Below are 19117 nucleotides of genomic sequence, written 5' to 3'. Positions count from 1 at the left end.
GCCGTTGTCCCGCGCGAGAATTGCTGTCGACGCTGCGACCCCGCCACCACCGCTGTCGCCCATCAGGGCGATGCGAGACCTGTCGACGCCGAGGCTGTCGGCCTTCTTGTGCAACAGCTGCAGAGCCGCGAACGAGTCGGTAGCGGGTGTGGAGTTGTGGACCTCGGGCGCCAATCTGTAGTCGACCGACAGGATCGGCACGCCCGTCAGTTGGACGTAATGGCGAACGAGCGGTTCGTACAGGTCGACTGAACCGCAGATCATCCCGCCGCCGTGGAGATACACCACCGCGGAGCCCGGGGTGGAGTCACCGCGGACGTACCACCTCGCCGATATCCCGGTGCCGTCGTCGGCCGTTGCGGTGAACGTCGTTGCAGAGACGTCTGGGGTGGCAGGCAGTGCACCGAAAGTGCCGACGAGCGTCTGATTCGTCAGCTCGCGGAGGCCGAGTGGGTCATCACGCTCGGGCAGGGACACACCCTGGGCCGCTTCGGCGGCCGCAACCAGTGCCGCGCCGATTTCTGGGTCTACATACGTCGACAAGATGATCCTTCTCGAGAAGATTGTTGTTGGGGCGGCATGCCAAGACCTGTTGTGGTTCAGGGAAGTCGGCGCAGTAGGGACGACAGGCGGTCGTAGATCTCATTGTCCTCGACACTTCCGGCGACGGTGTCGAACGCACGTAGCTGAGCATCGCGGGCATGCCCGTAGGTCCCGTGCACGAACGACATCATCCCGGCGTCCCAGCGGTCGAGGACAAACAGCAGGAAGTCGTTCCACGCGTTCTCGCGGTTGACTGTCGTGCCTTCCTCGGCGAGCGTGTCGATGTACAGGTCGAAACATTCGCGCTCGTACTTCTGGCGTTGCTCGTCGGTGAAGGCGGAGTAGAGGAAATAGGTGAGATCGCGAACGCCGGGAGCTGCGAAGATCACCTGCCAGTCGAAGAGTCCTGAGGTGCCGTCCGGCGCCGAATAGGTGTTGCCGAGGTGGCTGTCACCATGGATGACGGTGAGGTCCTGGGCATCCCAGTATTCGTAGACGCGAAGACTGTTCTCCTGCCATGCCTCGAGGACCTTCCTGGCGTGTGGGGGGAGTTCCGATTCAGTGGCGGTCGACAGGAACTTCTCGCGCATTGCGTTGTTCACCTGGTAGAGCCACGGCCAGCCGAATCTCTGTAGCCGGGGCCGGACCCAGCTGAGGTCTTTGTCGAGTCGGTCGCTACGCCAGTACTTCGCATGGAACTTGGCGAGCGCGACCGTGATTGCCCGAGCATGTTCGATGTCGATGGCGTCGGCCTGGGTGTAGGGCAGGCAGTCGCGAGCTTTGAGGTCCTCGAGGATGATCACAGAGCGTCCGCCGCCGTAGCTGCGGCTGTAGTACGAGGCGGGGGCGAGTCCCGGATTCTCCGGATGCAGTTGTGCGTAGTACTTTGCTTCCGCCTCGTCCATGTGGAGCACAGAGAGCATCACCCGATGGTTGGCCGTATGCGGGGTCGCCTTTGCGAAGACGGAGGTCGGGAGTCCGGCCGCGACACCCGGCTCGTTCCACGTCAGCGACCAGCTCTTACGGTCGGTCATACCGTCGTGGGCGTCGGTGTCCACGACCTCCAAGAGTTGTGCTTCGGCGACACTGCCGGCGAGTGCCTCGGAAAGCCACGGTCTGTCTATCTGTTCGAGGCGGTGGACATCGTCGATGGCCAACTCGGGTGCGGAGCCGAGCGCGCGATCCGAATCCGCGAGCACTTCCAGGGTTCGATAGTGCGCGCTGCCCTCGATACGATCGATGAAGTCAGGCAACGGGATCATCCTTCGTTCGAGAGTGACCCGCGACGACCCACCGCGGCCTCCGCGATGTATCCCGACGAGTGCTTGAGTTCGAACTGTTCGAGATCGGTGACGTTGCACGTCATGTAGAGCGTGGCCAGGTCGGGGCCTCCGAATGTGCATGCGACCGCCCACGCACCGGCGATCGCGACCTTATCTGTGATCTCGCCACCTTCGATTACGCGGTAGAAACCGCTATCCTCGCCGAGCGCGATGGCGTTGCCGAACCACACACCGCCGTCGGAGTCGAGTTCTATGCCGTCGGGATGCAGGGAATCATCGAGTTGAGCCCATACCCTCGCATTCGCGAGGGATCCGTCTTCGGCGATGTCGAATGCGGTGATCCGGTGGCCGAGCGTCTCGGCGACCAGCAGCGTTCCATCGGGTGTCTGGACGATCCCGTTGGGGAACGACAGATCGCCAGCGAGCCGACTGGCCGAGCCGTCGGGTGCCACGTGCACCAAATTGGTTGTGCCGCCTTGTGGCCCGTAGTTTCCGACGTAGGCATGACCGTTCGACGCGACGAACATGTCGTTGCCGGGCCCGTCGGCCAACTCACTGAAATCGGCGTACTTCTCGATCGCTCCGTCCGAGCCGACCCTGAGGACGGTCGCGTCGTGTTTGGAGACGACCAGCACTGAGCCGTCAGCGAGAAAGCCGAGACCCGACGGCTCGTCGTCGACATCGATGAACGTCGACGGGGTTCCGCTGGAATCGAGCGTCACCACCCGGTGCCCGAAGAAGTCGCTGACCCACAGCTTGCCGTCGTACCACCGTGGCGACTCCAGGAACTGAAAGCCGGCGGAGAATAGTCTAGACGTGTGAAGTATCATGTCTACCTTCCTATTTGAGCTCGACAATGACGTCGTGCCGTCGCCGATGGTCGGTCAGCCGACCGGCGCGGCGTCATCCTCGCCAACCCGGGTGGTGAGCGCGTAGTCCGCGAGTATCGGTTCTTGCATGGTTCGTTCGAACTCAAAAAAGCTCCACGGCCAGCCGGCTGGTATGCCTTGTTTGTCGAGATACCAACTGGTGCATCCGCTGGCGAAGATCGTGTTCTTGGCCGCTGCCTGCCGGGCGGTCTCGAACTCGTCGAGCGCCTCCGGCGTTGCGGTGACATGGGTGCACTCGCCGGAGTCGATCAGGTCGAGAAGATGCTCGAAGTATTTCCACTGCAGCTCGGCGATCTCGATCAGGGAGAAGTTGCCGACAGGCGCGTTGGGGCCGTTCAGGTAGAACATGTTCGGGAATCCCGGAACTGAGATCGATCGGTAGGCGACCGCTCGTTCTTCCCAGACGTCATTGAGATCGACGCCGTTCACACCCAGTACCTTCGTCGGCCGGATGAAGCTGTCGACCTTGAACCCCGTGGCAAGGACAAGGGTGTCGATATCGCGGCGGGTACCGTCTGCCAGGACGACGCCGGTCGCGTCGAGATGGTCGATCTCCTCGGTTTCGAGGACCGCGTTCGGGCGTTGGATCGCGTCGTAGTACGACCACGACATTACGAGCCGTTTGCACATGGGCAGGAAGTCAGGGCGCAGCCTTTCCCGGAGTTCGGGATCCGTCACACTGTCTTCCAAGTTCTGTCGGATAGTGGCGTCGAGTGCCTGATATTCCGGCGAGTTCGAGTCGACCACTGCTGTGTAATAGGTCTTCAGAAATGTCTGGTAGTCCTCGCCGTAGCGGATCTCGTTGATCAGCGTCGGATCCGCGCGGAACCGCTCGCGGTCTTCGTCGGTGTAGTCGAACTGCGGTAGTTGCAGGATCCACTGGGGGGTGCGGGAGAAGTGCACGAGCTCGGCGGCCTCTTCGGTGAGCTCGGCGACGATCTGGGTTCCGGTCGAACCGCTCCCGACGACGCCGACCCTCTTGCCCTTCGTCTCGATGTCATCGCGCCACTGGGCGCTGTGGCACCACTGCCCCTGGAAATCCGCGAGGCCGTTGATGTCGGGGATCTTCGGGTGATGCAGGACTCCACTCGCAGCCAAGACCACGTCGGCGACGTCGGTGCGCCCATCGGCGAGCGTGAGGTGCCACCGTCCGTCGTCGTCGGAGTAAATGCATTCGGTGACTTCAGAGTTCAGCTCGATCCAGGGTCGGACACCGAACTTGTCGACGACGAATTCGAAATAGTCCCGGATCTCCGGACCACGCGCGAAATAGGACTTCCACTCCGCGTACGGCGCAAATGAATAGGTATAGGCGTGTGACGGAACGTCGCAGTGTAGGCCGGGGTACCGGTTGTCCTGCCATGTGCCGCCGATCCGGTGCCGCTTCTCATAGACGACGAAATTGTCCTGGCCACGGTCACGGAGGCGCACGGCGGACAGGATTCCGGCAGCGCCACCTCCGATCACGGCGTAGCGCAGTGTGCTGCGCGAAGAGCCGTCAATCGCCACCCCTGCGTCGTTGCTCATACAAATCTCCTTGATGAATTCTGAAGTCCGCGGTGCCCGCTCGGTTCCGTCAGGTCGCAGACCGTGGTGCCAGAGAAGGCCTGGCTCGCGGGCGTCCGGGCGAGAACGCAGTGACCGGAGTGGCGTGCCCGCGCACTTGTCTAACTAGTAGTACCTTGTGTCCTGCGTCACCGCAAGGGCTGGGAAGCTGTGCCGTCGTCGCTCGTAGGTCGGGTCAACTGCCCGGATCGGCGGTCGGCGCTGAACTCCCGGGCAGCCCGACCTCGATGAAGGGCTGGGCTGCCCGGGATGATCTGCGAGCGGTACCCAGGGGATCAGTTGACGATGACCTCGGGGTCGACCAGTTGCCCGTCTTCGAGGGTGAGAAGGATGGTGCCCTTGCCGCAGACGGCCTTCATGGTCGGGGAGATGGTCCCGTCACAGGTGAAGGTCAGTCCACCTCCGGCAGGTAGCACAACGTCCTTGGCGGACTTGATGGCTGCGTTGACGGCTGCCGGTGAGGTGTCCGTTCCCTGGACTGACTGGGTGGCCCGGACCAGACCGAGCATTCCCTGGTAACCGACGTAGGCGTAACCGGAGATGTCGGTGTCCGGTGAGTACTTGTCCATGATGCTCTTGTACAGGAGGGTCTCCGGATGGTCTCCCACCGTCTGGGCGATGCTGAAGACCTTTGATTCGTTGATGCTGGATCCCACGGCGTCGACAACCGTGGGTGTCGCGCAGGTCTGGAGCAAGAGCTTTTCGCCGCTGTAGCCCAGGGTGCCAAGCGGTTTCAGTGCCGTCGTGCAGAAGGTCGCGTCTCCTACGACCACGACGGCCTCCGGGTTATCGGCAATGCCGGCGCTGACTTGGGGGGTGGCGTCTGCGGTCCCCAGTGGAATGGTGACGACCTTGAGGTCGATGCCCTGGGCCTTGAATGCGGGAACCCCGATGGCAGTGAGCCCGCCGACCGCGGTGGGCACGTCGATGGTGTAAGCGGTGACGCTCTTGTAGCCTTGCTGACCGGCGTAGATGGCCATGGCGGTGAGGTTTTCAGGGTAGCCACCCGTCCACAGGTAGGAGCTGTCACGGGTCGCTTCTTCCGAGCTACCACCGGAGGCCGAGATGTAGGGAATGCCCGCGCCGGTGATGATCGGCGCCATGATGTTGCCCAGTCCGGTGGTGGTCACGACGACCGCGGACACCTTGGCCTCGACCATCTGATTCGCGCAATCGCGGGCGGATGCCGGTTCCTCGTGGTCCTTGCAAGAGATCATTTCGATCGGTCTCCCGCCGATCCCGGCCAGGTTCTCATTCGCGTATTGCACGACTGCCTCAGCTGTCTCGCGATTCTCTGGCGACGAAATTGCCTGTCCGCCTTCAGGGTTGATGAGCCCGATCTTCACGGGTTCACCGATGGCCACCTTCCCGGGATAAGAGCCCTCGGGTGCTTCGATTGTTGCCGACGAGGGGTCATCGTTGTTCCCCGAGTCGTCACTACACGCGGACAGGGCGGTCAGGGTGACGATTGTGACGAGCGCTGCCACCACCTGCGCGCCTCTCTGGCCATTGTTTTTGTACATTGGGTTCCTTTCGTTGGATCGCAAGAGGGGCATCGGCGGGGGAAGGGAGCGCGGTGACAGATACCGCGCCGGGCGACGGGTGCGTCTTCGTATACGTAGATAACTATGTGGGTGCGACTATGGCACAGCTGCGAGACCTGGGTCACTGAGTTGCAAAAATTGCTGGATACTTCTTCGCCTGGTGAGGGTGATGGATCATCGGGAACGTCGGGGTGGGGCCAGCGAAGGGTCGGCCTCGGAGAAGTTCTGTAGCACAACGACTTCCGGCCGGACCGGCGGCTCGCCGGCCGACTCTGTCCCGGAGCGGGGTGTAGAACCTATGCTGCCTGCTGCCTGGCGACGACTGTCGAGGTCTGCCAGACGGTCGTCAGCGCAGCGCGTAGGGGTTTGTGTGCGCCAGTGCCTGTCCGGCGTCGACTTTCATCTGCAGGCCGGTGACGAATCGGGCGTCGTCGGAGGCGAGAAAGAGTACGGCCTTGCTGATGTCGGCCGGTTCGACCCAGGGGGTGGGCATGGGTTGGGTGGAGGCAAAGGCGTCGACTGTGTCTTCGCGGGTGGGGTTCTCTATGTCGGGACGGAAGACCCGGTACATCCCGTCGCTGTGCAGCATGTCGGTGTTGCAGTTGGTCGGGTGTACCGCATTGACGCGGATCGATTCGGGCGCAAGTGCTTTGGCCAGATCGTGAACGAATTGTGCGACACCCTTTTTGGCGTGGGTGTATCCGGCACCCCCGGCACCCATGGCGGGACTGTCGCTTCCACCTTTCATCATCGCTGCCGTCGACCCGGTGGCGATGATCGAAGCCCCCGAAGAGAGGTGGGGGTAGGCGCTGCTGACGGTGTTGATGACGCCGACGAGGTCGACATCGACGGCGTCGAGGAAAGCTCTGAGGGGTTGTGGACCGAGGGGGCAGATCCCGGCGTTGGCGACCACGATGTCCAGGCGCCCGAGCTCTGCGACTCCGCGTTCGACGGCCTGGCGCAACTGGGTGATGTCGCGGACGTCGGCGATGGAGATCAAGCATCTGCGATCCTCTTTTTCGACCAGGCGCTGGGTCTCTTCGAGGTCGGTGGCGGTCCCCAGTGCGTACGAATTGGTTTCGATGTCAGCGCAGAGGTCCACCGCGATGATGTCGGCGCCCTCTGCGGCCAATGCCAGGGCATGGCTGCGGCCCTGTCCCCGGGCGGCGCCGGTGATGAAGGCGACTCTTCCGTCGAGCTTTCCCATGTGAAGACTCCTTGGTCGACCGTATCTGTGGCACGGCAATGGAAATCCTCTGTCCGCACGATTCGCGAGTTCCGGCCACATTCGGTTGGTAGGTTACATAGATAACTAAGTACTAAGGAGACTATGGCACATGGAGTGATCTGTGTCACTGATTTTCTGCAGGGCTGACGGCAGCTCAGTGCAGGATATCTCGCACCTTGACGTCCTGATGGTTGGCCATCACCGTCGAACGGGCCACGACCATGTGTTTCTGCCAGTGGGCTATCGCGCCGGCACTATCCCTTGCCCGAAGGAGTTTGATGAGTCGCCGTTGGGACCGGACGAACAGCTTGTAGTTCGCCTCCGAGGTCTCGGCGTTCGCGCGTGTCATCTCACGCGACGCCGATACCGTGTGACGTTCGAATATCTCGTTGAGCATGCCCGCGACGATGGCGAGTGTGGCGTTGCCCGAGAGCTGCACCATGCGCAGATGGAACCGGGCCGCCGCCCGTCCGAACTCGCCCGCCGCCTGGGCCGCAGGGATGTCTTCATCGACGAGTCTTTCGAGTTCGTCGAAGGCTTCCTCGGAGCCGTCGACCGCGAGAATGCCTGCCGCTGCGGGTTCGATGGCCTCGCTGGCGACAAGGACGTCGGCAACGGTCGCGCCAGACAGCTCGAGTAGCAGTGATGCTGGCCGCGCGACGATCTCCGGGCCTGGTACGCACACGCGAGCGCCGGTCCGAGACCCGCGCCGAACCTCGACGAGGCGCTCTGCCTCCAGGACCCGGACGGCTTCGCGAAGCGTCGGGCGGCTGACCGAGAAATGTTCCATGAGTTCGGCTTCGTGCGGGAGGTGATCGCCGTCGACGAGTTGCCCGTCGACGATCATCCGGCGCAGTTTGCGGGCGACGAGTTCGGCCGTCTTGGGGGTGCGTAGCCGTCGCCCGGTGGTGTCGAGCCGATCGAACGTCGTCGACGCTCCAGAGTCTGGGGTCACAGCTTGCCCTTCCTGATTGACGTCGAATACCTAGTAAAGCATCTGATGTTCGGCCGTTGCCGCGCGTCCGCCGCCCGGACGGCCGCTCACGACGTGGGCACGGGGCGGTAGATCGGTCGGGTTCTGTGTCGACTGCAGATTGTGCAGGCGATTCGGGTAGATCGAGCCATCGTCTTTCGCCGGCCGAATGCAATACCGTGAGAGCTGGACGATACAGGTCCGGGTGGCGCGCCATACCGCAGTTGGTGGACACGTCGGTCGTTTCACCGATCGATGGTGCATGCCAAGGCGTCGCGATCCGCCAGGCGAGAATGGTGACGCAGGCAACACTCTCTGCTAGACTTCACAAAGTTAAACAAGTAACCGCCTTCTTGCGTTGACACGCACTGTTCAGGGGGTCTCAATGAAGTTGTCAACCCCGCAAGGGGGTGAGTTGTTTGATGGGGTGTCACGCCGCCACTGGTTTAGTTGCGCACTGTCGGTGTGTAGCGCTTGAGGTCGCGGAGCGTGGCCCCTTGGATGTCGAGTCGGTGTCTGGCCAGTGCGATGGCCGCTTGGGTGTGGGTTTTGCTTTCCCGGAGTTTACGCTGGTAGGTACGCGAGACCGCGTCGCTGCGGGATGCGATGTGTGCGGCGAGGTAGCAGGCACGCAGCAGTTTTCGACTGTAGGTCCGCGGTCTGCGCTGGTTGCCGCTGATCCGGCCGGAGTCTTTCGGAACAGGTGCGAGTCCGGCGACGCCGGCCAGACGATCGACGCTGCCGAACACGGTCATCTCACCACCGGTGGCAGTAAGGAACTCCGCGCCGACTGTCGGCCCGAATCCGGGTATGCTGGTCAGGATTTCGGCATACCGGTGGCGGCGAAATCGCTCGGCGATGAGCGTTTCGGTTTCGGCGATTTCGTCATCGAGGGCGATCACATCCTTGGCCGGTCAGACGACGATCTGGGCCGCGAGCTGTTGGCCACCGATCGTGACACACTGCTGTTCGGCAGCATCTATGGCGGCTTGGGTGATCGCAATAGCGTTGCGCACCTTACACTTACGCAGCCATCCTTCCAATCGGGCAAGGCCGACGCGCCGGATCGCATCAGGGGTTTGATAGCCATCACCTGGGTATCCGGCCGAAGCGTGATGCAACGTGCGGCTATCCCTCCTCCGGCCATCTACAACAGCACACATGACGGCCGTACCCGGAGCCCCAGGGCACTCGCAACCCACAAGACCGTAGGTTTGCGGCCACCAACCAGGAAAGGTAGGGACACATGCCACTTCAGAGTCATATGCACCTCATCTCGACCGACGATCACCTGATCGAGCATCCCCGCCTCTGGTCGGACCGCCTGCCGAAGAAATTTCTCGAAGCCGGGCCGAAGATCATCGAGAAAGAGATGCCGAAGTCGATCCACGCCGGAGACGGTGCGCGGGACACCGGCACCAAACTCGCCGAGGTCTGGCAATACGAGGGGCGTATCTACCCGTACATCGGACTGAACGCCGTGGCCGGGAAGACTCCCGAGGAGTACGGCGCGGAGCCGACGAGGTACGAGGACATGATCCCCGGTTGTTACGAGCCGAAAGCCCGTGTCGCAGACATGGATATCGATGGAGTGCAGGCCACACTGTCCTTTCCGTCGTTTCCCCGGTTCGCCGGTACCGTCTTCTTGGACGGCCAAGACAAGGAACTAGCGCTGTTGTCGGTGCAGGCCTGGAACGACTATGTGCTCGACGAGTGGTGTGCCTCCGCGCCCGACAGGCTGATCCCGCTTGTCATACTCCCGCTCTGGTCCGTGGAGGAGGCGACGAAGGAGGTCTACCGCACCGCAGCCAAGGGCGCCAAGGCGATCTCGTTCCCGGAGAACCCTTCCCCCCTCGGTCTACCGTCGTTCCACACCGATCACTGGGACCCCGTGTTCCGGGCGTCGGTGGATACCGGTATGCCGCTGTGCGTTCATTTCGGAACCTCCGGTAAGGCGCCGATCACGGCGCCCGAGGCGCCCATGGCGGTAATGACGTCACTGTTCGGATGCAACTCGATGTATGCCACGGCCGATCTTCTGTTCTCGCCGACGTTCCACAACCACCCGGACCTGAAGTTCATGTTGTCCGAGGGCGGGATCGGTTGGGTGCCGTACATGCTCGAGCGGATGGACGCAGTGTGGGCCAAGCATCGATTTTATCAAAACATCAATCAGAGGATCCGGCCGTCTGACCTGTTCGCAAAGCACCTGTTCGGATGCTTCATCGAGGACGAGTTCGGAATCGCGAACCGCGCAATAGTGGGTATCGACAACATCACGTGGGAGGGCGACTACCCCCACTCCGATTCGAACTGGCCGAACAGCCGTAAACTGGTTCATGATTCGATGCTCGACGTCCCAGACGATGACGTGCACAAGATGGTTGAACTCAATGCCCGTCGACTGCTGAACTTTCCCCGTAGTTGAACCTGCGCATCGCCGTCGCATCGCCACCGAAAAGGACTCATCGCCATGGAAGAGCCGATCGATCAGATTCCCGAGGCGGACTGGGTCGACCAGGACCTACTCACCCGTGATCTCGCGGGCACCCTGCTCGACGACGAGATCATCGCAGAGCGGGGACGACTCGACCGTCTCGAACGAGGCGAGGGTGAGGATGTCATCGTGATGAGCAAAGCCGACATGGAGCGAAGACTCGCGGCGATGATCGAGATACGCAAGAGCCTCGCCGCGAGGCTCGGCAGATGATGTTGTCGCCGAACATGTTCGAGTCAAGACTCGGAACTGACCCGGGATCGACGGAGAGACGCGCCGTGAGCGAACTCGTGGATACCGGGCGGCCGGTCCCACAGCCGACCCCCGGGCGTGCACCGTTCTGGGCATCAGGAGCCGACGGAGTTCTCCGTATCGCCCGATGCCGGACCTGCTCGCGGTGGATACATCCTCAGGTCGTGTTGTGCCCGCAATGCCAAGGCCGTGACATCGGTTGGGGGCCGGTGTCGGGTCTTGCGACCGTCGTCGGGGTGACTGTCAACCACCAGCGGTGGTTGCCGGACCTTCCTCCGCCCTACGCGGTCGCAATCGTTGCGCTGGAGGAGGACTCGCGGATCCGGTTGACGACGAACATTGTGAATACCGAACCAGACGACGTGCTCGTCGGCGATTCGGTTCGCGTGCTCTTCGAACAGATTTCTGACGACGTATGGATTCCGCTGTTCGAGCCGGACCCCGATCGCGCGCGTGACGGTGAACTACCCGCCGAGGACGACCTGCAAGAGCGCTTGCGCCCGCACGTCTCGCGGGACAGGTTCGAGCACAGGGTTGCGATCACCGGTGTCGGGCAGTCGGCCATCGGCCGACGGCTGATGGTGGAGCCGCTCTCGCTCACCGTGGATGCCTGCCTCGAGGCCGTTGCGGATGCGGGTCTGACCCTCGGCGACATCGACGGTTTGTCGACCTATCCCGGCAGTGCCGGTGTCGGCGGGATGTCGGAGGGCGGGATCATGGCGGTCGAGCAGGTTCTGCAGGTCCGGCCGACGTGGGTCAACGGTGGCAGCGAGCTGCCTGGCCAGAACGGATCCATCGTCGCCGCGATGCTGGCGGTCGCCGCCGGATTGTGTCGTCATGTGCTGTGCTTCCGAACCGTCTGGGAGTCAACTCATTCCGAGCTCGTGAAGACCGGGCGCTGGAAGGCCGCGCGTGGCCCAGCGGTGGGCATGATGGAACATCGGGCACCGTTCGGTGCGATGTCTGCGGCCAACTGGATCGCCTGTCAGGCGTCGAACTACTTCCACCGCTATGGCGGTGACCGCGAGCTGTTGGGTGCGATCGCGGTCAACACGCGAGACAACGCCTCGGCGAACCCCGAGGCGGTCTATCGTGATCCGATCACGCTGGACGACTATCTCCAGGCGCGCATGGTGTCGGCCCCGTTCGGACTGTATGACTGCGATGTTCCGGTTGACGGCGCTGTGGCAGTGGTGGTTTCAGCGCTGGACGCCGCGGGGGACGGTCCAAACCGACCGGTCTTGGTCGACGCCGTCGGTACCGCGGTCTCGGAGAACCTCTCGTGGGACCAGGGAACACTCTCGCATCTACCGCAGGCACGCGGCGTTGGGCAACATTTGTGGAGCCGGACGGAGCTGCGTCCCGACGACGTCGATGTGGCGTTGCTCTACGACGGATTCACGTTCAACGCCCTGTCCTGGCTCGAAGGCCTAGGCTTCTGCGAACTCGGCGGCGCGCGCGAGTTCATCGACGGGGGTGCGGGTATCGCGATCGATGGACGTCTTCCGCTCAATCCGCACGGGGGTCAGCTGTCGGCTGGCCGCACTCACGGATACGGGTTCTTCCGAGAGGCGGTCCTGCAGTTGCGCGGCCAGGCGCCCGGTCGCCAGGTAACGAACCCGAGGGTCGCAGTGGTGACCTCGGGCGGCGGGATCCCGTCGGGTGCAGTGCTCCTGCGACGCGAGTGAATCGACCAACCGGAACCACCCATTTCAAGTCTGAGGAGTTCGTATGGACCGTCCCATGAAAGGGATCCGCATTCTCGAGGTCGCGCAGTTCACGTTCGTGCCCGCTGCCGGAGCCGTACTCGCGGACTGGGGTGCGGACATCGTCAAGGTCGAGCACGCCGTAACCGGGGATCCCCAACGAGGTCTCGTCCGCGTCCTGGGCCACGACGCTCATCGGTCTGGATCGTCGTTTGCCCCGATCATGGAGGGGCCCAACCGCGGCAAACGCAGTATCGGGATCGATCTTGCGAACCCTTCATCCCGTCCCGTGCTCGAAGAGCTGGTCCGTCGTAGCGATGTCTTCCTCACCAATTATCTTCCCGGTGTTCGCACGAAGCTGGGTCTGACAGTGGAGGACATCCGGGCGATCAATCCCGACATCATCTATGTGACGGGTAGCGGATTCGGAAGCCAGGGCGCCGATTCCGACCGCGGTGCCTACGACGCGACCGGCTTCTGGGCGCGCGGAGGTAGCGCTGACGGGGTGATGCCTGCCGATGCCGATCAGATGGCATTCATGCCTGCGGGCGCGTACGGCGACAACATTGGCGGTATGGCGATCGCCGGTGGCATCAGCGCCGCTCTTGTCGGCCGGGAGCGGACCGGGGAACCCTCGGTGGTCGATGTCTCACTGCTGGGTGTCGGGGCCTGGGCAACGCAGTTCACTGTGAACCTCGCCTTGTTCTCGGGAGGGCCGTTGCCAAAGGTTCAGAAGAAGTCGGCCGCGGTCGGCAACCCGCTCACGGGATCGTACAAGACATCCGACGGCCGTTGGCTGCAGTTCTCGATGCTTCAGCCGACCCGATTCTGGAACGAGTTCGTGACTGCAATCGGCCTGGAACATCTCGTCGATGACGAGCGATTCACCACCCTGCAGGACATCTCGGCACACAGCGATGAGATCGGTGGTTGGTTCGCCGACACTTTTGCTGCTCGCACCTATTCCGAATGGATCGAAGCCTTGCAGGGACTGAGTGGTCCGTGGGCGCCGGTCCAGAACAGCTGGGACCTGGGTAACGACGAGGCGTTGATCGCCAACGGTCGGATTGCCGAGGTCGTCGACGCAGACGGCACGATACAGAGGCTGGTCGCCAATCCGGTGAAGTTCGACGACGCGGTTGTGCAGCTCGATCGAGCCCCTCAATTCGCCGAGCACACCGACGAGATCCTGCGCGAACTGGGACTCGATGACGACGAACTGATCGGGCTCAAGATCGCCGGTGCGGTTACTTGACACGCTATTGCGTTGCCGGGCTTGGCATTGCAAGCACGAAGTGGGTACGTAGGCCGTTCCCCGGAACGGATGTGCTCGATAGGTAACTTGTAGTACTATCTAAACTATGTCAGATTCATTGGTAGCGGAGCAGTGATGATTCTCGAAACCGGTCAGTCGCTGGCCAGCGCGGTGGACACGACCACCGTCATCGTGGTCCGTGCGCCGGCGGACGAGATCACGTTGACGTGCGGCGGAGTGCCGATGGTCCCGGGCAAGGTGGCCGGTGGTGATGGATCCGCGATCGCCGCCGCTCACACCGGTGGTGCACAACTCGGCAAGCGGTACGTCGACGACCATGCCGGGTTGGAACTGCTGTGCACCAAAGGCGGTGTTGGTCGGCTCGAGGCCAACGGCGCCGCGCTTCTGATCAAGACCGCCAAACCACTTCCGTCGTCCGACTGATCACAGTGGCGCCGGCCGAACTGAATTGAGTGCCTTGATGAACATCTCGCTGTTGCTCGACATGGCGGTCGACGGGTTCGGCGATCGTGTCGTAGTCGGCGGTCTCCAGCACGGGCTGAATCCGAGTCGCCTGAAGGAACTCGCTGCGGCGGGTGCGCGAGTGATCCGGGATTCGGGGGCCGACGCGCTCGTCTACCTGGCCGTCAATGGTCCGGCGTTCCCGGTGGCGATGTTTGCGGCAGCGCGGGCCGGTGTGCCGCTCGTGCCGGTCAATTACCGCCTCGGACAGGAGCAACTCGATTCTTTGCTGGCGAATCATCCACGGGCCCTGGCTATCGCCGATCCCGAACAGGTGAACACTCTGGCGCAAGCAGGTTTGCGGGTATTCGAGCCTGGTGAATGGCTCGATGTTCTGACGGCCTCGGCGGACGGTGACGCCGGCGGCGTTGTCGATGCCGTCGACTCCGATGCGCCGGCGGTGATCATCTACACCTCGGGAACGACGTCGGCGCCCAAAGGTGTGCTCCTGCGTCATGACAATCTGTTGTCTTACGTATTGGGATCGGTCGAGTTTGCGGCAGCTGCTGATGATGAGACCGCATTGGTCAGCGTGCCGCCGTATCACATCGCGGCGGTTGCAAACGTCATCACCAATCTCTTCGCCGGTCGCCGCACGGTGGTGCTGGAACGGTTCACGCCAGAGCAGTGGCTCGATGTGGTGCGGGCGGAGCGGATCACAAATGCGCTCGTTGTCCCCACGATGCTCGCGAGGATCGTGGAGTCCACCGCAGACAAGTCCTTGCCGTCACTGCGCGGGCTGGCGTACGGGGGAGCGCCGATGCCGTTGCGGGTGATCGAGACTGCGCTGCAAGTCTGGCCGGATGTCGGTTTCGTCAACGCATATGGGTTGACAGAGACCAGTTCGACGATCGCTGTACTCGGCCCGGTCGATCATCGGGTTGCCATGGAGAGCGACGATGAAGCCGTCCGCGCGCGGATGGGTTCGGTCGGCCAGATCGTGCCGGGTGTCGAAGTCGAGATCCGCAATGCTGCCGACGAAATGGTCCCGGCCGGTGTGACCGGCCGCATCTGTGTTCGCGGTGAACAGGTTTCGGCCGAATACGCCGGAATCGGCCGGATGGTCGACGACCGTGGATTCTTCGATACCCGAGACAAGGGATACCTCGATCCAGAGGGTTACCTGTTTGTCGGCGGCCGCGTCGACGACACCATCATCCGGGGTGCGGAGAACATTGCTCCGGCCGAGATCGAGGACGTGCTGCTCCGGCACCCGGACGTGCTCGACGCCGTTGTCGTCGGTGTGCCGGATCCGGACTGGGGCCAGCGGATCGAAGCTGTTGTCGTCCTGCGGCCCGGCACGTACCTCGACGTGGACGTGCTGCGGGATTTCGTGCGCGCCTCGCTCCGTAGCAGCAAGACCCCGGAGCGGATCGTCTACTGGAACGAATTGCCCCGCAACGAGACCGGGAAGCTGGTCCGGCGCCAAGTGGTCGAGAGATTGACCGGTCAACGGTCGGCCGTCTGACCGGGAGATCCCCGAATCGCCATGGTTCCCATCGACTTCGAAAGGCAGTGCATTGACCATCGAGACCACCGAGAAGAAGCCGGAGATCTACAGCTTCAAAGACGAGGACATTCAGCGGGCACGGGACATCGTCGGCGTGTATCACGCGGTCACCCGTCGTGAGCAATTCTCGCGCGCAACCCCGGATGTCCTGCGCGCCTTCGCGCGGAGTTACGGCGATGACAATCCGCTGTTCGCCGACGAGGACTACGGTTTGGACACCCGGTGGGGGAGCCAGATCGCCCCGCCGATGATCAACATCGCACTGACGAAGAACCTCCTCGCGGACAAGATGCCGAGAGAACATCGGCGACCGCCGTTTCGGGGCATCCACGTGTTTGTCTCCGGATCCACGACCGACTGGTACAAGCCGGTATACGAGGGCGACACTGTCTACTCGTTCGAGGGTTTCCACGACGTCGAGCTCAAAGAGTCGGAGTTCGCCGGTCGTTCGTTGGTCGTGACCCGCATCCACGTGCAGTTCAACCAGCGCGCGGAGATCGTCCAGATCCAGAAGGTCCTCACGATCCACACCGAGCGTCACGAGTCCAAGAAGCGCAAGAAGTACGACGCCATCGAACCGGCGACGTACACACCGGAGGAGATCGCCGAGATCGACGCGATCTACGCGGCCGAGGTCAGACGCGGCGCCGACATCCGATACTGGGAAGACACCACGGTCGGCGACAGCCTGGGTCTGATGGCGAAGGGGCCGCTGACGACGACCGACATGGTCGTCTTCCATTCGGGTGGCTATGGATTCGCTCCGTACACACCGTGCACGGGCCGGCTCGCCTACAAGAACCGGCAGCGCATCGCGGCGTTCTATATCGCCAATGAACAGGGGATTCCCGATGTCGCGCAGCGCATCCACTGGGACGCGGAATACGCGCGGTCAATCGGACTCCCATCGTCCTACGACTACGGCATGCTCCGCGATTGCTGGCTGACGCACTTCCTCACCGACTGGATCGGGGATGACGGCTGGATCGAGACGATGTCGAGTCAGATGCGAAGATTCAACTACCTGGGAGACACCCATCGTTTCACCGGCGAGGTGGTGGGCAAACGGGTCGAAGGCGATCGCTATCTCGTCGATCTGGAGTTCCGTGGGACGAGTCAGCGCGGCGAGGTCACGTGCCCCGCGACGGCAACGGTGTCCCTGCCCAGTCGCGAGACGGGACTCGCCGGGCTCCGCACCCCACCCGCCCACCTGAGTGCCATCGCGGCCCGGATGCTCAAGCGCCACGGCGAGCTCTCTGCGGCCAGGCGCGCCGAATAGCTGGAGTAGCTGACAGTGGGGCGCGATGATGGTGCTCTACCGCGTATTCGAGGAGGAACTGTGGATCTGGGCAGCCTGACAACGGTGATAGCCGAACTGAAGGATCATGTTCTGACGATCACGCTCAATCGCCCGGATCGGATGAACTCGTTCACCAACACCATGCGCGCGGAGTTTCGCGATCTGTGGCAGTACGCGGACGAAACGGATGGCGTCCATGTCGTCGTCTTGCGTGCCAGTGGAGATCGCGCTTTCAGCACCGGGATGGATGTCAAAGAAGGCACCTACGTTGCCGACAATCCCTTCAGCCGGACAGACCCAGGCGCTGACCTCTCTCCGAAACACAACGGTTGCTGGAAGCCGCTGATCTGTGCCGTCCACGGAATGGCTGCAGGTGGAGCGCTGTATTGGCTGAACGAGGCCGATATCATCATCGCCAGCGAGGACGCCCAGTTCTTCGATCCACACGTGTCGTACGGGATCGTTGCAGCGCTGGAGCCCATCGGCCTGGCTCACCGGATTCCGATCGGTGAGGTCCTCAGGATGGCGCTGCTGGGGCTGGACGAGCGGATGTCGGCCCAACGCGCCCACCAGATCGGATTCGTCAGCGAGATCGTGCCCCGCGCGGAACTATGGGATCGGGCCGACATCCTGGCCGGGAGGATCGCGACGAAGCCGCCGGCGGCCATCCAGGGGACCGTCCGGGCGATCTGGGAGTCGAAAGACACCGGCCGCTCACACGCACTCGCCACCGCCATGTCGTACACGGTAATCGGAAACCCGATTGGCAAGGCGCAGGTGGACCGAAATTCGGTGCCCACCCGCGATTTCGAGATTCGTGGCCCGGCGTGACCCATGATGTGAGGACGTGACATGGACTACGGGATGGCGCCGGAGCTAGAGGAGTTCCGGGCCGAGGTTCGCGCGTTCGTCGCCGAACACAAACCGGCCATCGCACCAAAAGCAGGGGTCCGGAGCGCGGAGAACGCCGAAGAGCTCGAGTTGTTGAAGGTGTGGACCGGCAAACTCTTCGCGGCCGGATACCTCGGCGGTGATTGGCCAGAACAATACGGTGGCGCCGGTCCGTCGTATTCGGCAGAGCACAGCGTCGTCGTCGGTGAGGAGATCGCGCGGGCCCGGGCGCCACTCATGACCGGGGCCGGCAATCTGATCGCTCATGCGCTGTTCGATTTCGGCACGGATGCGCAGCGTGCGCGGTATCTGCCCGGCATCCGGTCCGGACGCCAGATCTTCTGTCAACTGTTCAGTGAACCGGGTTCGGGCAGCGACTTGGCGTCATTGCGTACCAAAGCCGTTCCGGTCGATGGTGGCGGGTACCGGGTCACCGGCCAGAAAGTGTGGACCACTCACGGTCAGTGGGCCGACTTCGGATACCTACTGGCCAGAACGGACGCCGACGCCCCCAAACACAAGGGCATCAGCGCCTTCGTCGTTGACATGCGCTCGCCGGGCATCGACATCCGACCCTTGCGCGAGATGACCGGTACATCGGACTTCAACGAGGTGTTCCTCGACAACGTTCTCATCGATGCCGACGCGCTCGTCGGTGACTTGAACAAGGGCTGGCTCATTGCCAATTCGAGCCTCGGACACGAACGCAGCGGTGTCGCGGCCAGTGCGGTACGCCTGCGGCAAAACGTGGAGGCGCTGATCGACCTGGCAAAGGTCGTCTCACGCCACGGCAGGCCGGCGATCGAGGATGGACATGTCCAGGAACGTCTCGGATCACTGTCAGCGTCTGTGGATGCCCTCTCCGCGCTGGTCTATGCGAACATCAGCCGTTGGTCACGCAAGACCGAACGCACCTACGACGCCCCTATGGCGAAGCTCCTCTTCAGTGAGATCGGCGTCGAGATGGAACGGTTTGCCCTCGAATTGAGCGGCGAGGCAGGGATTCTGGTGGAAGGCGACCCAGATGCGATCGACCGTGGTCGTTGGCAGGACGGATTCCTCTATGCCCGCGCCTACACCATCGCCGGTGGCAGTTCGGAGATCATGCGCAACATCATCGCGGAGCGTGGATTGGGGATGCCGCGCTGACCATTGAC

16 protein-coding genes and 1 pseudogene are annotated in these 19117 nt (G+C 62.8%); 9 read left to right on the top strand and 8 right to left on the bottom strand.

All coding sequences use genetic code 11. From position 1 onward, the window contains the following. From VIQ49_RS27360 to VIQ49_RS27325, 8 genes and pseudogenes are all read right to left on the bottom strand, one after another. On the bottom strand, positions 1 to 543 hold a 543-nt coding region (locus VIQ49_RS27360), incomplete at its 3' end, for an alpha/beta hydrolase (RefSeq protein WP_331890061.1). A gap of 56 nt (positions 544 to 599) precedes the next feature. Continuing rightward, complete coding sequence (locus VIQ49_RS27355; RefSeq protein ID WP_331890059.1) at positions 600 to 1796, bottom strand: phosphotransferase; 1197 nt, start codon at positions 1794 to 1796, stop codon at positions 600 to 602. 5 nt (positions 1797 to 1801) lie between these two features. Continuing rightward, a complete protein-coding gene (locus tag VIQ49_RS27350; RefSeq protein WP_331890058.1) occupies positions 1802 to 2656 on the bottom strand; it encodes an SMP-30/gluconolactonase/LRE family protein in 855 nt (284 codons plus the stop codon). A gap of 54 nt (positions 2657 to 2710) precedes the next feature. Beyond that, a complete protein-coding gene (locus tag VIQ49_RS27345) occupies positions 2711 to 4243 on the bottom strand; it encodes an NAD(P)/FAD-dependent oxidoreductase (protein WP_331890056.1) in 1533 nt (510 codons plus the stop codon). Positions 4244 to 4557: 314 nt separating this feature from the next. Then, positions 4558 to 5805 (bottom strand): ABC transporter substrate-binding protein, encoded by a 1248-nt coding sequence (locus VIQ49_RS27340; RefSeq protein ID WP_331890054.1) that lies wholly within the window; start codon positions 5803 to 5805, stop codon positions 4558 to 4560. 367 nt (positions 5806 to 6172) lie between these two features. Further along, positions 6173 to 7033, bottom strand: coding sequence for a mycofactocin-coupled SDR family oxidoreductase (locus VIQ49_RS27335; protein ID WP_331890052.1), 861 nt, complete (start codon positions 7031 to 7033; stop codon positions 6173 to 6175). Positions 7034 to 7208: 175 nt separating this feature from the next. Then, positions 7209 to 8009 (bottom strand): FadR/GntR family transcriptional regulator, encoded by an 801-nt coding sequence (locus VIQ49_RS27330; RefSeq protein WP_331890050.1) that lies wholly within the window; start codon positions 8007 to 8009, stop codon positions 7209 to 7211. A 464-nt stretch (positions 8010 to 8473) separates the two neighbouring features. Beyond that, positions 8474 to 9115, bottom strand: a pseudogene (locus tag VIQ49_RS27325) (transposase); the annotation flags it as partial. Positions 9116 to 9273: 158 nt separating this feature from the next. Here VIQ49_RS27325 and VIQ49_RS27320 point away from each other — a divergent pair. The 9 genes from VIQ49_RS27320 to VIQ49_RS27280 all read left to right on the top strand — a co-directional run bounded on the left by VIQ49_RS27320 (position 9274) and on the right by VIQ49_RS27280 (position 19109). Beyond that, positions 9274 to 10455: an amidohydrolase family protein gene (locus VIQ49_RS27320; RefSeq protein ID WP_331890048.1), complete on the top strand. Its 1182-nt coding sequence runs from the start codon at positions 9274 to 9276 to the stop codon at positions 10453 to 10455. A gap of 45 nt (positions 10456 to 10500) precedes the next feature. Then, positions 10501 to 10737 carry a hypothetical protein gene (locus VIQ49_RS27315; RefSeq protein WP_331890046.1) on the top strand — a complete coding sequence of 79 codons (237 nt, stop codon included), beginning with the start codon at positions 10501 to 10503 and terminating at the stop codon, positions 10735 to 10737. Positions 10738 to 10751: 14 nt separating this feature from the next. Continuing rightward, entirely contained in the window at positions 10752 to 12464 is a 1713-nt protein-coding gene (locus VIQ49_RS27310; RefSeq protein ID WP_331890063.1) for a thiolase C-terminal domain-containing protein, read from the top strand. Between the two features lie 43 nt (positions 12465 to 12507). Beyond that, entirely contained in the window at positions 12508 to 13737 is a 1230-nt protein-coding gene (locus VIQ49_RS27305; protein ID WP_331890044.1) for a CaiB/BaiF CoA-transferase family protein, read from the top strand. Positions 13738 to 13872: 135 nt separating this feature from the next. Beyond that, the gene (locus VIQ49_RS27300; RefSeq protein WP_331890042.1) at positions 13873 to 14181 is read left to right on the top strand and encodes a hypothetical protein; all 309 of its coding nucleotides are present in this window, start codon (positions 13873 to 13875) and stop codon (positions 14179 to 14181) included. Between the two features lie 37 nt (positions 14182 to 14218). Then, complete coding sequence (locus tag VIQ49_RS27295; RefSeq protein WP_331890040.1) at positions 14219 to 15727, top strand: long-chain fatty acid--CoA ligase; 1509 nt, start codon at positions 14219 to 14221, stop codon at positions 15725 to 15727. Between the two features lie 52 nt (positions 15728 to 15779). Then, positions 15780 to 17048 (top strand): FAS1-like dehydratase domain-containing protein, encoded by a 1269-nt coding sequence (locus tag VIQ49_RS27290; RefSeq protein WP_331890038.1) that lies wholly within the window; start codon positions 15780 to 15782, stop codon positions 17046 to 17048. 60 nt (positions 17049 to 17108) lie between these two features. Continuing rightward, positions 17109 to 17900, top strand: coding sequence for an enoyl-CoA hydratase/isomerase family protein (locus tag VIQ49_RS27285; RefSeq protein ID WP_331890036.1), 792 nt, complete (start codon positions 17109 to 17111; stop codon positions 17898 to 17900). Between the two features lie 21 nt (positions 17901 to 17921). Next, entirely contained in the window at positions 17922 to 19109 is a 1188-nt protein-coding gene (locus VIQ49_RS27280; RefSeq protein WP_331890034.1) for an acyl-CoA dehydrogenase family protein, read from the top strand. The last annotated feature ends 8 nt before the right edge of the window (positions 19110 to 19117 follow it).

Origin of the sequence: Williamsia sp., from assembly GCF_036566845.1 — a bacterium.
GTDB lineage: Bacteria > Actinomycetota > Actinomycetes > Mycobacteriales > Mycobacteriaceae > Williamsia.
This window is presented reverse-complemented; position numbering and strand designations above follow the sequence as displayed.